The sequence below is a fragment of the Stenotrophomonas sp. GD03654 genome, assembly GCF_029845105.1.
Classification (GTDB): Bacteria; Pseudomonadota; Gammaproteobacteria; order Xanthomonadales; family Xanthomonadaceae; genus Stenotrophomonas; species Stenotrophomonas africana.
The window spans coordinates 64,012-79,869 of record NZ_JAOCLC010000009.1 but is presented as its reverse complement, the minus strand read 5'-3'; the positions used below and the strand labels follow the sequence as shown (position 1 = coordinate 79,869).

General features: G+C 65.6%; 11 protein-coding genes. 5 read left to right on the top strand and 6 right to left on the bottom strand.

The genetic code is table 11. The features are described from left to right. Positions 1 to 52: 52 nt before the first annotated feature. Both N5J73_RS05830 and N5J73_RS05825 read right to left on the bottom strand, forming a co-directional pair. Positions 53 to 364: an excalibur calcium-binding domain-containing protein gene (locus tag N5J73_RS05830; RefSeq protein WP_080354917.1), complete on the bottom strand. Its 312-nt coding sequence runs from the start codon at positions 362 to 364 to the stop codon at positions 53 to 55. A gap of 130 nt (positions 365 to 494) precedes the next feature. Further along, positions 495 to 1,499 carry a PHB depolymerase family esterase gene (locus N5J73_RS05825; protein ID WP_043395915.1) on the bottom strand — a complete coding sequence of 335 codons (1,005 nt, stop codon included), beginning with the start codon at positions 1,497 to 1,499 and terminating at the stop codon, positions 495 to 497. A 221-nt stretch (positions 1,500 to 1,720) separates the two neighbouring features. Here N5J73_RS05825 and N5J73_RS05820 point away from each other — a divergent pair, with 221 nt between their 5' ends. The 4 genes from N5J73_RS05820 to N5J73_RS05805 are packed head-to-tail and all read left to right on the top strand — an operon-like array spanning position 1,721 to position 8,645. After that, positions 1,721 to 3,895 carry a TonB-dependent receptor gene (locus tag N5J73_RS05820; RefSeq protein WP_049448094.1) on the top strand — a complete coding sequence of 725 codons (2,175 nt, stop codon included), beginning with the start codon at positions 1,721 to 1,723 and terminating at the stop codon, positions 3,893 to 3,895. A 32-nt stretch (positions 3,896 to 3,927) separates the two neighbouring features. Further along, positions 3,928 to 4,806 carry an alpha/beta hydrolase gene (locus tag N5J73_RS05815; protein ID WP_010485642.1) on the top strand — a complete coding sequence of 293 codons (879 nt, stop codon included), beginning with the start codon at positions 3,928 to 3,930 and terminating at the stop codon, positions 4,804 to 4,806. After that, entirely contained in the window at positions 4,803 to 5,279 is a 477-nt protein-coding gene (locus N5J73_RS05810) for a MaoC family dehydratase (protein ID WP_049448092.1), read from the top strand. The genes N5J73_RS05815 and N5J73_RS05810 overlap by 4 nt, the downstream gene beginning before the upstream one ends. Positions 5,280 to 5,315: 36 nt before the next feature. Continuing rightward, a complete protein-coding gene (locus N5J73_RS05805; protein ID WP_164078464.1) occupies positions 5,316 to 8,645 on the top strand; it encodes a PAS-domain containing protein in 3,330 nt (1,109 codons plus the stop codon). Positions 8,646 to 8,649: 4 nt separating this feature from the next. Here N5J73_RS05805 and N5J73_RS05800 read toward each other — a convergent pair whose 3' ends face one another. Further along, positions 8,650 to 9,324 (bottom strand): response regulator transcription factor, encoded by a 675-nt coding sequence (locus N5J73_RS05800; RefSeq protein ID WP_107379648.1) that lies wholly within the window; start codon positions 9,322 to 9,324, stop codon positions 8,650 to 8,652. Positions 9,325 to 9,453: 129 nt separating this feature from the next. Between N5J73_RS05800 and N5J73_RS05795 the strand changes: the two genes are divergently transcribed. Further along, positions 9,454 to 11,100, top strand: coding sequence for a fatty acid--CoA ligase (locus tag N5J73_RS05795; RefSeq protein WP_164078465.1), 1,647 nt, complete (start codon positions 9,454 to 9,456; stop codon positions 11,098 to 11,100). Positions 11,101 to 11,227: 127 nt separating this feature from the next. On the opposite strand, the gene N5J73_RS05790 is transcribed toward N5J73_RS05795, so the two are convergent. The 3 genes from N5J73_RS05790 to N5J73_RS05780 form a co-directional block, all read right to left on the bottom strand. Continuing rightward, the gene (locus N5J73_RS05790) at positions 11,228 to 11,719 is read right to left on the bottom strand and encodes a hypothetical protein (protein ID WP_099589582.1); all 492 of its coding nucleotides are present in this window, start codon (positions 11,717 to 11,719) and stop codon (positions 11,228 to 11,230) included. A gap of 178 nt (positions 11,720 to 11,897) precedes the next feature. Continuing rightward, a complete protein-coding gene (locus N5J73_RS05785) occupies positions 11,898 to 12,641 on the bottom strand; it encodes a FadR/GntR family transcriptional regulator (RefSeq protein WP_099589581.1) in 744 nt (247 codons plus the stop codon). Between the two features lie 102 nt (positions 12,642 to 12,743). Further along, on the bottom strand, positions 12,744 to 15,635 hold the full coding sequence (locus N5J73_RS05780; RefSeq protein ID WP_088479337.1) for a TonB-dependent receptor: 2,892 nt from the start codon (positions 15,633 to 15,635) through the stop codon (positions 12,744 to 12,746). Positions 15,636 to 15,858 lie beyond the last annotated feature (223 nt).

Below are 15,858 nucleotides of genomic sequence, written 5' to 3'. Positions count from 1 at the left end.
CGATGGCCGACGAACCCGGGGAAACGGGAGTTGAAGCCAGGTGGGCCATGCTCTACCTGCGGCCCCGATAGGGTTCGCAGCCCACGCCGTCATTGTCACGATCGAGGTGCGGGCCATACCCCGGATCACCACGCCGTACCGGCGCAACCCCGGCGGCGCGGGCCTCCGCGCAGTTGGCAAATGCCCGGGAACCGCGCGCGGGGGCGGGGGCGAAACTGCTGCGCGGAGTGTCGACGTATCGAGGGGCGGCTGGAGCGCCTCGATGGCAGTGATACTCACCCGTTTTCCGGTTGGTGTGGCAACACTGCTTGTCGAGCCCGCCCGGATGCGCGAGCGCATTGGCGGACAGTGCCAGTGCGAGCATGCCGGATGCAGCCAATACGATGGAATCTCGGCGCCGGGTATCCATGCCTTCCCCCTGTCAGGCAATCCTGCCAAAGGGAAGGCTAGCATGGTGTCTCGACCGCCAGGCTTGACGCTGCAGCGGCGACCACTCAGCGCTGGTAGTCCTTCAGGAACAGCCAGGTGATCAGCGTGGCATCCGGCCCCTTCGGGTCGGTGAATGGCAGGCCCGACTGGCTGCCGCTCCAGGCATGCCCCATGCCCTGCACCACATAGTGCTGGACCAGCGTCCTGCCGCCGTACGCGTAGGTGTCGACGGTATACGCGCGGCCGCCCGGCACCTGGCCGTGATAGGTGCTGGTCGGCACGTACTTCACCGAATCGTTGTCCATGCCGTCGTCGGCCAGGTCATTGGTCTGCAGGAACTGGCGCACGGCCTGCTGCCCGTTCACCGGGTTGACGGTGAGGTCGGCGCTGCCATGGAACACCAGCACCGGCAGCGGTCGCGGCGACGGCGAACCCGAACACTGCCATGCCAGGCGACCGTTGCTGTCCGGCGAGTAGATGCTGCCAGCCAACAGTGCGTAGGCGCTACCGGAAATCGTGGTCGCGCCCTTGAACATGCCACCGGAATGGATGGCACCTGCGGCGAACACGTCCGAATAGCAGCCCAGCATGATCGAGGTCATCGCGCCGCCCGCCGAAATGCCGGTGACGTACACGCGATGCGGATCAACGCTGTAAGCCGCCTTCACCTTTTCCACGATGCCGGCCAGGAGCGAGGGCTCGCCACTGTCGCGTGCCTGGTTGATCGGCAGCTGCCAGTTCCAGCAGCGGGCCGGATTGGAGGTGACGTTCTGCCGCGGGTAGACCACGATGAAGCCTTCGGTGTCGGCCACATCGTTGAAGCCCGAGGCCTCGCCCATCAGGTTCGGCCCGGTCACGCAGCCGTGCAGCACCAGCAGCAGAGGCAGCGGTTGTGTGTCGTCGTAGCCGGCGGGCACCCACACCTGGTATTCGCGGGCGCCGAACAGATTGCCGTACAGGCCAATGTCCCAATGCCCGGCCGGGCCTGCGGCAACGGCGCTGCCCGCCATCGCCAGCCAACTGCACAGTATCAGCAGTACAACCTTGATCGAATCGATTCCGGATTTCATGGCCAGATCCTCATGCGTGAGTCGTGGATGAAGGGGTACCGGGATGCGCTTCCGGCTGGGGGCGCGCCCAGTATCCGCATCCGGCGGCCGCTGCCGACTGGACCTAGGTCCACTCGCCGCTGCCCGATGACACCGCTAGCCTTGGCTGCAGGGGTGGCAATGGGCCATCTGCAAGCATCTGCCTGGGGGAGGACCGAATGAAACGGAATTGTTTGAGTCTCATGATCGGCGCGCTGCTGGCCTCCGGGCCGGTACTGGCACAGGAAGCGCCCCAGGCCACGCCGACGGTGGGCAGGACTGCATCACCCACCAACCTGGACAGCATCAAGGTCACCGCACGCAAGCGCGAGGAAACCCTGCAGGAGGTGCCGGTTGCCGTCACTGCGTTTACCTCCGAGGCGCTGGACAAGATGAATGTCCAGGACATCAGCGACCTGGATGCGCAGGTGCCCAACCTGACCATCTACGCTGCCCGCGGCGCCAGCAGCACGGTCACCGCCTACATCCGTGGCATCGGCCAGTCCGATCCCACCTGGGGCGCCGATCCGGGCGTGGGCATCTACCTGGACGACGTCTATATCGCGCGTCCGCAGGGTGCGCTGCTGGATGTGTTCGATGTCTCGCGCATCGAGGTGCTCCGCGGCCCACAGGGCACGCTGTATGGCAAGAACACCATCGGCGGCGCGATCAAGTACATCTCGCGCGGCCTGCCCACCCAGACCGAGGGCTTCGCCCAGATCACCGTGGGCAACTACAGCCAGCTGGATGCGAAGGCGGCCATCGGTGGCCCGATCGGCGGTGCCGACAGCGGCCTGCGCGCCCGTGTGGCGGTGGCCAGCATGAACCACGACGGGTTTGGCGAGAACACCTTCAACGGCCAGCCGGTCAGCGACAAGCAGATCAACGCGGCACGCCTGAACCTGGGCGCGTATGCGGGCGATGACTTCGACGTGCAGTTCGCACTGGACTGGATCGACGATCAGTCCGGCATGCGCGGCTCGAAGATGCTGGCGCCCAATCCGTTCCTGCGCGCCTACCCGCCGATGGACAGCCGCTATGACATCCGATCGGGCATGCGCAACCTCAACAACGTGGAGAGCAAGGGCGCCTCGGCCACGGTGAACTGGCGGCCGAACGAAGACATCGCACTGAAGTACGTGATCGCCAAGCGTGAATCGGACAGCGAGGCCAACATCGACTTCGATACCGCGCCGGTCAAGCTCGCCGACGTGGGTGGCACCTACCACGACGACCAGGTCAGCAACGAAGTGCAGGTGAACTACGATGCCGGCGGCCGGATGCGCGGCGTGGTCGGCCTGTACCAGTTCAGCGGCGAAGCTGGCGGGCAGATCCAGAACAACTACTTCAGTGCGCAGTTCGCCGACAACCAGGGCAAGGTGCTGACCGACAGCATCGCGCTGTACGCGGACTGGACCTTCGACCTGACCAGCAGACTGAAGCTCGATGTCGGCGCCCGCTACACCGACGAGGACAAGCGCGCGATCGTGCTGAACCGCCTCTACGCCGACCCGGGCTTCAGCCGGCCGGTGGCGGTGACCGCCGATTTCGACAAGAAGACCAACTTCAAGAACGTCTCGCCCAAGGTCTCGCTGGACTACCAGATCACCCCGGACATCATGGTCTATGGCCTGGCGACGCGTGGCTTCAAGTCCGGTGGCTACAACATCCGTGCCAACGCGGTGGCGGTACCGCGCTCGGCGGAGCCGTTCGATGACGAGACCGTGGACAGCTACGAAGTCGGCAGCAAGATGGCCTTCCTAGACCAGCGCCTGTTCCTGAACCTGTCGGCGTTCTACAACAAGTACAAGGACATCCAGCTGTCGGTGTTCACCGGCCTGGATACCAACGGCGATGGCATCGACGATTCCTTCTTCGGCGACTTCACCAACGCCGGCGCCGGCACCGTCAAAGGCCTGGAAGTCGAGTATCAGTACCTGCCCAGCCAGCACTGGCTGATTTCCGGCAACCTGGCATGGCTGGATACCAAGTACGACGAGTACATGGACCGCGGCATCAACGTGGCCAGGCAGATGAAGTTCACCAATGCCCCGGAATTCTCTGGTGCGTTCAACGTGGAATACCGCACCGACCTGGCCAACGGCAGCAACCTGTCGGCACGGGTGAGCTACAGTTACCAGAGCGAAGTGTGGCCGACCACCGACCTCAGCCCGGTGATCCGACAGCAGGGTTACGGGCTGGTCAATGCCGGCGTCATCTGGCGCTTGGATGACGCGTGGACCTTCTCGCTGCAGGGCACCAACCTGGCCGACAAGGAATACCGCACCACCGGCTACAACATCCCGGCGGTCGGCACGCTGATTGGCTTCTATGGCCCACCACGCGAATATAGCCTCAGCGTCCGTTACGATTTCTAGCGCATCCGTTACGATCTTCAGGAAGCTTCTGCATGACGCAGTCTTACGACGACCTGTACTGGAACAGCAATGATGGATTGCGCCTGCATGCGCGCGACCATGCACCCGATGCGGGGCAGGCAGCGCGTGGCACAGTGGTCTGCATTCCAGGACTGACCCGCAATGGTGCCGATTTCGATGCGCTTGCCAATGTACTCACCGCCGAGGGCTGGCGCGTGATCGCGGTCGACCTGCGTGGTCGTGCAGGCTCGGAACGCGCATATGACCCGTCCAGCTACAACCCGCGTGCCTATGCGGATGACATGGTTGCGTTGCTGCGCTCGCAGAACGTCGACAAGGCGGTGTTCATCGGCACCTCGCTGGGCGTGCTGGTGACCATCACCCTCGCCTCGCGCGCGCCCGGGCGGATTTCCGGGGCGGTGCTCAACGATGCCGGCCCCAAGGTGCCACGCGAGGCGCTGGCACGGATCGGCAAGTACGCCGGCAAGCCGGTCCCGCCGATGGACCTGGTGCAGGCCACGGCCTACGTGGAATCCATCGGCAAGGCTGCGTTCCCGCGCTTCAGCACCGACGACTGGCGGCAGATGGCGGTGCGCACCTTCCGCCCGCGCAGCGATGGCCTGCTGGAACTGGACTACGACCCGGCAGTGATCCGTACTACCCGGCCATGGTTGCTGTGGCTGTTGCGTCCGCTGCTGTGGCGTGCGGTCCGCGGGCTGACCGCACGGGTGCCGGTGCTGGTGGTACGCGGTGCGCTGTCCGACATTCTGCCGGCCGATGTCGCGCGGCAGATGGCGGCCACCTCGGAAAGTGCCCGCCTGGTGGAGGTGCCCGATGTGGGGCACGCGCCGATGCTGTCCGAGCCAGAGGCGCGTGACGCGATCCTGACCTTGCTGGAGCGTGTGGCGTGAGTGCGGACAGCGACCTGCCTCCCGCCCTGCAGGCGTTGCAGCAGTGGGCCGCCAGTGAGCGGCTGAGTGGCGTGACCCGCGTGGACCAGGCGCGCATCGATGCTTTTGCCGACGCCACCGGTGACCACAACTGGATCCATGTCGATCCAGCGCGGGCGCAGGCGCAGATGCCGGGTGGGCATACCATCGCACATGGCTTCCTGTTGCTCTCGCTGACGGTGGAGGACGATGTGGCCGCCCTCGTCGGCTTCCCCGGCATCGCCCATGCGCTCAACTACGGCTTGAACAAGGTCCGCTTCCTGGCGCCGGTGCCGAGCGGGTCCGAGGTGCGGGTACGCTCGCAGCTGGTGTCACTGGATGCGCGCCAGCCCGGCCAGTGGCTGCTGACCCAGCGCAAGGCCGTCGAGCGGGTCGCCGATGGCGAGCTGGCACTGGTCGCTGAGCAGCTGTCACTGATCGTGATCGCCGCCTAGCACCACCCTGCCCGCTTCTCTCCCTACACTGGAGCGATGTTGACGCCCTCCATCGTCCTCTTCGCCTGCATTGCATGGACCGCACTGCTGTTTGGCGTGGCGCTGTGGGGCGAGCGCCGCGGGCACCGGCTTTCGAAGGCCTGGCCGCTCATCTATGCACTGTCGCTGGCCGTGCACTGCACCGCGTGGACCTACTACGGTGCGGCCTCGCAGGGGCTGCAATGGGGTTTCCCCATTCCACCGACCCTGGCCGGCATGGCGCTGATCTTCGCGTTGGGCCTGCCGTTCCTGCTCCGCCTCGGGCGGCTGGCCAAGCAGCACAACAGTGCCACCATCGCCGATCTGGTCGTTGCACGACTGCGTGCCGATCGCGGCCTCGGCTTCACCATCACCCTGGTGGCGCTGTTCGGCATCATTCCCTACATCGCACTGCAGCTGAAAGCCGTCAGCCAGGGGCTGGGTGCCCTGCTGGGTGATCGGTTCGCGCCTGCCGGTGCGCAGCTGGACATGTCGTTCTGGTTCGCGCTGACGATGGCCGCGTTCACCCTGCTGTTCGGTGCACGCAAGGCCTCGGCTACCGAGCCCAACCGCGGCATCGTGGTCGCGCTGGGCCTGGAATCGGTGCTGAAACTGGTCGCACTGCTGGCCATTGGCCTGTATGCGGCGCTGTCCGTGCACAAAGCCGGCACGCCGCTGCTGGAGAAGATGGCGCAACTGCCGCCACCGGCCATCGTGCCGGACTATCTCACCATGGTCGCGCTGGGGGCGATCTCCGCGTTCACCCTGCCTCACCAGTTCCACGTCGGCGTGGTCGAGCTTCGCCAGACATCGGACCTGAAGACGGCACGCTGGATGTTCCCGGTCTACCTGCTGCTGATCGGTCTGCCGTCGGTGCCGATGGCATTGGCCGGTGCCGCGCAGCTGCCGGCCTCGGTATCACCGGACCTGTACGTGCTGGCGCTGCCGCAGGCCGGTGGCCATCATCTGCTGGCGCTGCTGGCCTATCTGGGCAGCCTGAGCGCGGCCACCGGCATGATGATCCTGTCCGGGCTGACCCTGTCGATCATGCTTGGCAACCACGGATTCGGTTCGCGCCTGCTCGGCGGCATCGAGGGTGGCGTGGCCAACGCCGATCTGCGCCCGCGCGTGCTGGCGTTCCGCCGTGCCGGCATCCTCGCCGTGTTCCTGATGTCGTGGCTGTACAGCCGCGCGATGAGCGACACCGAGGCACTCAGCGATTTCGGCCTGATGTCCTTCACCGCCCTCTCGCAGCTGGCACCGGCTGTGCTGCTGGCGGTGTATCGCCCACGTACGCCCTCCGCGGCCATCATGGCCGGCATCGTGCTGGGCTCGTTGGCCTGGCTGTGGCTGGTACTGCTGCCGATGGTGATCCCGGCCGCGACGCCGTCGGTCGACGCCGACGGGCTGCATTGGTTGTCGGTGGTCTCGCTGCGCGTGCAGCCGGGGCATATCGCCATCAGCATGGGGGCCAGCCTGGCGGTCAACCTGCTGGCCGTGGCCCTGGTGTCGCGGGCCGTGCGTCCGTCCTTGCCGCGGAGGCGGGATGCGGTGGCTGCGGCGTCCCTGCGCAGGACCGCCGGACGCTTCCTTGGCCAGGAGCGTGCGCGCCAGCTGCTGGAGGGCCACGCCGGGCAGATGCTGGATGACGACCGGGTCACCGCCGTCGAGCGTGAGCTGACGGCCGTGGTCGGCGCAGGCATGGCACGGCTGTTGGTCGAAGCCGCACGCGAGGGCGGCGCCGCGCCGCTGGACGCGGTGACCCGCGCCGTCGGCGAGGCCACTCAGGTGCTGCGCTTCAACCAGCGCCTGCTGGAAGCTGCGCTGGAGAACATGAGCCAGGGCATCAGCGTGGTCGATGCGCAGCTGCAGCTGGTGGCCTGGAACAGCCGCTACGCCGCGCTGTTCAAGTTCCCGCCGGAGCTGCTGCAGGTCGGGCAGCCGGTGGTCAACCTCACGGCATGGGCACTGGGACAGCTGAAGATCGGCGACGGCCCTGGCGACACGCCGACCAAGGCATTGCAGCGCCGCGTCGCGCATATGCGCCGTGGCACGCCACACCTGTCCGAACGGATCTTCCCCGATGACACCATCGTCGAGATCCGCGGCAATCCGATGCCGGGCGGTGGCTATGTAGCCACCTTCACCGATGTCACGGCGTTCCGACGCACGGAAGATGCGCTCAAGCGCAGTAATGAGAATCTGGAACGCCGGGTACAGGACCGCACCGCGCAGCTGCAGCAGGCGGTACAGGAGGCCGAGCGTGCGAACGTGGCCAAGACCCGCTTCCTGACCGCCGTCGGCCACGATCTGATCCAGCCACTGCATGCGGCGCAGCTGCTGACCGAGGCGATGTCGCAGCACATCGAATCAGAATTCCTCGACAGTTTCCTGCGCCAGATCCGGGGTGCGCTGGATTCCACCGATGACCTGCTGTCCGGCCTGCTGGACATCTCGCGGCTGGAAGCCGGTGGGCTGGTGGCCGACCCGCGTCCCTTGGCCCTGTCCACCGTGCTGGATCCGCTTGCGCAGGAGTTTGCTGTACTGGCGGCGGCGCGCGGCCTGCAGTTCCGTTACGTGCGGACCCAGGCATGGGTGCACAGTGACCCGCTGCTGCTGCGCCGTGTGCTGCAGAACTTCCTGGCCAATGCCATTCGCTACACCGAACGCGGGGGCGTGTTGCTGGGCGCGCGTCGCCGAGGGCAGACACAGCTTGTTGGCGTGCATGACACCGGGCCCGGTATCGCGCGCGAGCAGCAGGCGATCGTGTTCGAAGAATTCCACCGCGGCGACCGCAGCAACGGCCAGGGGCTCGGCCTGGGCCTGGCCATCGCACACCGCATCGCCGGCCTGCTGCATGCACCGCTGCACCTGCGCAGCGTGCTCGATCACGGCTCGACTTTCTCGATCAGCGTGCAACGCGCAGCACGACCTGCGACCCCGAGGAATTCACCACCGACTGGCGGCAGCAGTGCCCTCAAGGGTATCTGCGTACTGGTGGTCGACAATGACCCGGACGCACTGGACGCGATGCGGCAACTGCTGCTTTCCTGGGGGTGCGATGTCATCGCGGCAGGCAACGCCGACGCCATCGGGCCCTCAGCGCACGACGCGGCGCTGTGGCTGTTCGACTACCACCTGGATGACGGCGATACCGGCGTGGCGCTCTGGCAGCGTTTGGTCACCGAGCATGGGCCACGGCCGACGGTGATCCTCAGCGCGGATACCGGCAGCGATACGCGCGAGGCGGTGCGCGGCGTTGGGCTGTCCCTGCTCAACAAGCCGTTCAAGCCCTTGGCGCTGCGCTGGGCGATCAACCACCTGCTGGCGGCCACTGCCACGCGCTGACCGTTCAGGGCTCGGGCAGCTCTTCGATCTGCCGGGACGGATCGGCCAACCCCATTTCGTGCAGCACGCGGATGGCCTGCGCGCGGTTGCGTACACCCAGGCGCTCCATGATGCGTGTCATGTGCGCCTTGACCGTGCGCAGCTGTACGCCCAGGCGGTCGGCAATCTGCTTGTTGAGCAGGCCCTCGGCCACCAGCCCCAGCACCTTGTACTGATGTGCCGACAGGCTGGCCAGGCGCGCGGCGAGGTCGGCATCCCTGGTGAACGGAGCCACCCGCGCCACCGGCTCGCGCAGCAGTGCCGGTATCCAGCGTTCGCCCTCCAGCACGGACTGCAGCGCGGACTGCAGCTCGTTCAAACCCGAGCTCTTGGGCAGGTAGCCCGCGGCGCCGAGGTCGATGGCGCGCCGGATCACCTGCGGCTCCTCGTTGGCGGAGACGATGATGATCGCCAGGCCCGGCTGCAGCGCACGGATCGTGGCCAGCCCGGCCAACCCGTGGTTGCCCGGCATGTGCAGGTCCAGCAGCATCAGGTCGATCGACTGGTTCTCGATCACCTCCAGCACGCCGTCCAGCGAATCAGCCTCGCTGATCTGCAGATCGGCAGCCGCCTCTTCCGCTGCGCGATGCAGTGCCGCGCGGAACAAGGGGTGATCATCGGCGATGAGCAGGGTTGGCATGTCCTGGCGAGATTATCAAATCGGGTGCGCGCGGGAACAGGTACCTAGGTACGCTGGTACCGCAGGAAGGGCTTGCTAGTGTGGTGCGGAGAAGGCCGGCGACCGCAACGCCGCCCACGAGGAAATGCCATGTCATCCGCCCCCACTCCCGATGCCCATGCCTATCCACTGCTGATAAAGCAGCTGCTGCTGATGCCGCTGGCGGTGAGCCCTGGACAGGAAATCGTCTACGGCGACCAGGTCCGATTCGATTACCGCACCCTGCAGGCGCGCATCGGCCAGCTGGCCGGCCTGTTGACCTCGATGGGCGTCAGCCACGGCGACACGGTGGCGGTGATGGACTGGGACAGCAACCGCTATCTGGAGGCCTACTTCGCGGTGCCGATGATCGGTGCGGTGCTGATGATGGTGAACGTGCGCTTGGCCCCCGAGCAGATTGCGTACACGCTGAACCACAGCGGCGCGCGGGTGATCCTGGCCAACCGCGAGTTCCTGCCGCTGCTGGATGCCATCGACGAGCAGCTGCCGGACCTGCGCACGCGCATCCTGCTGGACGATGCCGGTGGCCCGCTGCCGCCAGGCTTCGCCACCGAGTACGAAGCGGGGTTGCGCGGTGCCACGCCGGTCGTCCGCTTCCCGGACTTCGACGAGAATGCCCGTGCCACGGTGTTCTACACCACTGGAACCACCGGGTTGCCCAAGGGGGTCTATTTCAGCCACCGGCAGCTGGTGCTGCATTCGCTGGCGGCGATGGCCGCGCTCGGCGGCGCACCCCGCCAGGGTCGACTGCATCGTGACGATGTCTACATGCCCATCACTCCGATGTTCCATGTGCACGCGTGGGGCCTGCCCTACGTGGCTACCGCGATGGGCATCAGGCAGGTCTATCCGGGGCGCTACCTGCCTGCGAAGCTGCTGGCGTTGATCGCCCGCGAAAAGGTGACCTTCTCGCACTGCGTGCCAACCATCCTGCACATGCTGCTGGAGCACCCGGACGCGGCGCAGACCGACCTGGATGGCTGGAAGGTGATCATCGGCGGTGCCGCCCTGCCCCGTGCCCTGGCACAGCGTGCACTGGCACGGGGCATCGACATCTTCGGCGGCTATGGCATGTCCGAGACCTGCCCACTGCTCACCATCGCCCAGATCGACGTGGACAGCGTGACCGATGCCGATGAGGTGCTGTCACTGCGCACCAAGGCCGGCATACCGGTGCCGCTGGTGGACCTGCGCATCGTCGACCCGGACATGGGTGATGTCGTCCACGATGGCGTCGCCACCGGCGAAGTGGTGGCGCGTGCACCTTGGCTGACCCAGGGCTACCTGCACGATCCCGAGGCTTCGGCAACGCTGTGGGCGGGCGGTTACCTGCACACCGGAGACATCGGCAACATCGACGAAGGTGGCTACCTGCGTGTCACCGATCGCATCAAGGACGTGATCAAGACCGGTGGCGAATGGATCTCCTCGCTCGCGCTGGAAGACATCATCGCGCTGCACCCGGCGGTCAGCGAGGTCGCGGTGATCGGTATCGCCGATACGAAATGGGGTGAGCGGCCATTGCCGCTGGTGGTCAGGAAGCCGGGAAGCCATGTGGCCGAAGCGGAGATCATCGAACTGATCGCAGCACGCAGCCGCGCCGGGGATATCTCACGTTATGCGATTCCGGAGCGGGTCAATTTCGTGGATGCGATCGAGCGCACCAGCGTGGGCAAGATCAACAAGAAGAAGCTGCGTGGGTTGCATGATCCAGCGACTGACTCGGGCCGTGGGTGATCTCCGCCTGATCGCCGAGGTCAATGTTCGCACGGCAAGGTATGAAGTGGCGCCCCGGGACCATGATCTCCCGGGGCACCACTGTCCTGCAGCAGACTCGGTTCTGTTCTGCCAGCACAGGTCACCCTCAGTCGATGCAGGGTCCCTTTGCAGCGATCGCCTTATCGGACCCCTTCGCACCGATGCTGGCGGGGCCCTGGCATGCATCAAAGCTGTACTTGATCAGCTTCCACGCCCCGCTCGACCACCGGTATGTCCACGACTCGGAAGCGCCGCTCGGCAGGGTATTGGAGATCGAGATGACCTCGCCCTCCACACCACGCGCAGGCAATGGAACAGGCGGGCCCGCCGCACCGGCCAGCTTGAGGCTGCCAGCAGACTGATAGCTGTGCGAGATGGCCAGTTCACCCGTCTGCAACGCCGGCGCGTAGGCGGGCGAATTCCGTTTGATCCAATCGACGATGTAGCCGGCTTCCAGCGAATCCGACGCGTACGTGGCCTTCGCAACCACAGTGGCGGTCGCGGTGCCCGCGATCGGTCCTGCATTGACGCTTCCCCCGGGGACTCCGCTCAGTGCCAGCACCAATGGCAGCGCCGCGCCCAACAGCGAGAACTTCATACCCTGCTCCTTGTGTGTATGCAGCTTTCTCAACGGGCCGTGTATGACCCGGGGGCAGTGTAGGCATTGCGGACAGGCTGGGCATCGGCGCGGTCATGCCCATTTCTCATATCCATCAGGCGTCGAGCGCGATCTGCCCTGCTGAAGGTCGCAGCGCCGATTGTGTTGGACGCGGCACTCAGATCCGCGTCGTAGCCATGAATCGTTCGCGGTCCTGCTGCGTGCGGCGGCGGATCTCCTCCAGCGCCTGGCTTTCGGTCGCCTGCAGCATCGCTTCGAACAGACGCTGGAAATGATGGCGCATGGCATTGCGCGCGGCCACCGGATCGCGTGCGCGCAGTGCTTCGAAGATGGCCATGTGCTCGTCGGCACGGCTGGCGCCATCATCATGGCAGACCCGCGAATAGACCTCGGTCACCCGCGGCAGTTCGCTGCGCATGCGCCAGATCTGCTGCACGAAGTACTCCACCACCGGATTGCCTGACAGGCGGGCAATGGTCAGATGGAAACGGCGATCGTACTCGCCTGCTTCCGCGTCGCTCAGGTCGCGACGGCACAGCGCTTCGGCCAGCACCTGCAGTTCGGCGATGCCGGCATCGTCCAGATTGCTTGCCGCCAGAGCGGCGGCCTCGGCCTCGAATACCGCGCGGGCAGCGGTGAGGTCGAAGGCGCTGACATCCGGCAGCCCGCCGGACGCCTGCGTCGGGCGCGGCTTCACATGCACGCCCGATCCGATGCGGATCGCAATCCAGCCCTGTGCTTCCAGTGCAATCTCGGCTTCGCGGATGGTGACCCGGCTGACACCGAACCGTTCGGCCAGTTCACGCTCGCCCGGCAGCCGCGAGCCTGGCGGAAATTCGCCGTCCTCGATCAGCTTGCGGAGCTTGGCAGCGATGGTCTGGTAAAGGCGGTTGGCGGACATGCGGCTGACCCTTGGCGATTCCTTCCGGGTCCCTGCCCTGCCACCGCGGCCGGCAAGGGTCCGGTTGGAGCGACGGCGCGACCACTGGCCACGCCGCCCTGTTCAGAACTTGTATCGTACACCGAAATACGCACGCCGCCCGTAGGTCACCACTTCGCGGAAGTTCCCATAAAGCGGCTGGTAGGCCACGCGCGGCTCGTTGGTCAGGTTCATCATCTCCAGCGACAGCGACAACTGCTTGTTCACCCGGTAGCGCAGGCGCAGGTCCACGCTGGTGTTGTCATCGTAGTAGCGGTTCTGCTGCGCGGTATTGCCGGTGAAGTCCTGGTAGTAGTGCGAGCGGAACTTGCCGATGGCCTGGATGTTGAAACGTCCGACGTCCCAGTAGATCGAACCTGACAGGACGTGCCGCGAGAAGCCACTGAGACCCGCCGGCGGCACGATCGCCGGAATGATCGTGCCATCACTGGCCAGCTGCTCGCCCAGTCGTGAGTCCTGGGTCCGGTAGTCGGCATCGGCGTAGTTGTAACTGACCTTGAAGCCCAGCCCGTCGAACGGCTTGGGCAGGTACGACAGTCGATGGGTGGCGGTCAGCTCGAAGCCGGTCAGCGTGCTGTCCTCGTCGGTGGTTACCTGCTGGCGCACCGGCACGGTCACGCTCTGGCCGTCGATGGTGTAGGTCTCCGGCACCAGCGCCGTGGCGGTGCCGCCGTTGAACTGCTTCCAGTACACCGCGCCGGCCAGCATCGTGTCCGGGTTCGGGTACCACTCCAGGGAAAGGTCGCCGTTCCAGGACATCAGCGGCTGCGCGGCGGGGTTGCCGCTGGCGCTGATGTCATCCAGCGCGTCGGCCAGATTGCCGTAGGTGGCATCGCTGCTCACGTTGATGGTGCGTCCGGCGCCCAGCGCAGCGATGTCCGGCCGTGACATCGCGCGGTATGCACCGACCCGCAGCAACACGTCCGGGCGCAGTTCGAAGGCCGCGTTGAGGCTGGGCAGCAGCTTGTCGTTGCCCGCCTTGAACACCTGCGTGGTGTACTCGCCGGTGGGTTGCAGGCGGATCGTGCCGTCACCGTTGTCCTGGATACGCAGCCCGGTACGCACGCCCTCAGAACGCACATCGGTCTTGACCCAGCGCAGGCCGAGGTTGCCGGTCACCGGCAAGCCGAACAGGCTGCTGCTGAATTCACCCATCAGATAGAGGGCGCGCGTCTTCTCGGTGATATCGACATTGTTCGGATCCTGAAAACCCGGATCCAACCCACTGTCGAGGCCGCCACGGAACGACTGGTACAGGCAGTTCGGATCGAAGTACGCCCACGAGGAGATCGTGTTGCCGCTGGCGGCATCCATGAAGTCATCCTGCGGGAACGGCGCGCGGCAGGCCTGGTTGGCGGCGATGATCTTCTCCTTGTCGGCCGCCACGCGCTGGTCGTAGTCGGTTACCAGGGTGTTGTCGCGCAGGCGATAGTCAGCCTGGCTGGCGCGCACGCCGCCCTTGATGCGGGTGAAGAAACCGGACTCGGGCATGAAGCTGGCATCGAAGCGGCCGGCCTTGATCCTGTGGTCGTTCTCCGTTGCGCTTGAGGTGACGCGCGCCGCGCCGGTGTAGGCGTCCCAGTTGTTGGGGTCGAAGTTCGGCGCCAGGGCAACACTGGGCACTTCGCCGTGCCAGTCCCAGTCATAGTCCACGTAGCCGGTGGCACCACTGCTGATGCCCGGCACGATGACATTGTTGACGTCGCGCTGGTTGGCGCGCAGGCGGGTCATGCGCTCGCTGTCGAGGCGATTGGTGTGCGAGTACGAAAGATCGGTGGACAGTTCCCAGGCCGGGGTCGGTCGCAGGATCAGGTTCAGGCCACCCCCGGTGTATTCCTCGCCACGCCAGTAGCGGTTGGAAGTGGAGTCGATCGAAGTGCTGCCATGCAGGTGGCGCACGATGCCCTCTGCGTCCACGTCGCGCCGGGTGATGCCGCGGCGAGCGTTGGACAGGCTCAGATCGCTGCGGTTCTCGTACCAGTTGCGCTCGGTGTGTTCGAAGTCGAGGTTCACTTCAACCACGTCATTGGGCCGCCACTGCAGTGCGGCGAACTCGCTCTGCCGGTCGTTGCGCTCCTGCTTGAGGCGGTAGATGCGGCTGCTTGGCACCAGGTAGTACGGCGCACCGTTGGCGATGGCCTGCGCGGACACTTCATTGCAGTTGGCATTACCCACGTTCTGCGTGCCATCGCAGGCATACCAGGTGGAACCGCTGGTGATGCTCTCTTCCGGATCGGTACCGTCCAGGCGCTGGAAGCCCAGCGAGATGCCCAGCTTCTGACCATTACCGAACTCGAACTGGTCGATGTAGCTGGCGGTGCCACGGTAGCCGATGCCGTCGTCGTCGCGGTACTTCCTGTCATACTCGGCCCAGCTGCCACGCAGATCGATCTGCGCCGAGCGCTTGCCGTACTCCAGTGGGCGCACTGTTTCCAGGCCGATGGTGCCAGCCACGCCGCCTTCGATGATGTCGGCGCGCTGGGTCTTGTAGATGGCCACCGTGTTGATCAGCTCGGCGGGGAACATGTTGAAGTTCACCGAGCGGTCGCCGCTGCCGTTGGTGATTTCGCGGCCATTGAAGTTGGTACTGCTGAGGAAAGCGCCGAGGCCACGGATCGAGATCTCCGATGCACCGGTCTTGTCTCGGGTCGAGGCGGCACCGGTCAGGGTCTCGATCGCATCGGCCAGCGAGGGCGCGGGCAGGTCGCCGATGTCATCGGCCGACAGCACGTCGGCGATGACGGTGTCGTCGCGCTTCTTGTTGATGGAACTCTGCATCGATTCGCGGATGCCCGTGACCTGCACCTGGTCCAGCGTGGTGGGATCCTGCCCTGCCGCGTCCTTGCTGGATTGCGCCTGGGCCGTGGGCAGGCCCGCCAGCACGGCGAGCAACGCCACGATCAGGGGTGTGGGGGACAACGAGATGCTGTGCACTGCTCCGGCGGGTCGCCGCATGGTTTCCTCCTCCCAAAGGATCGCCTGCATGCCAGGCGTGGGACGCAGCTTCGACACGGCGACATGAAAATGTCAACCAATTGGTATGCGATTGCTCAAAGGCCTTTGATCCATACCAGTTGACCACAATTTAATGTGCTCATGCAGCATGACTTTGCGCGAAATCTGGCTTACAACAGTCCCGAAAGTGGTATGCAGGCCCACCCTGAAACGACGGTCCGGC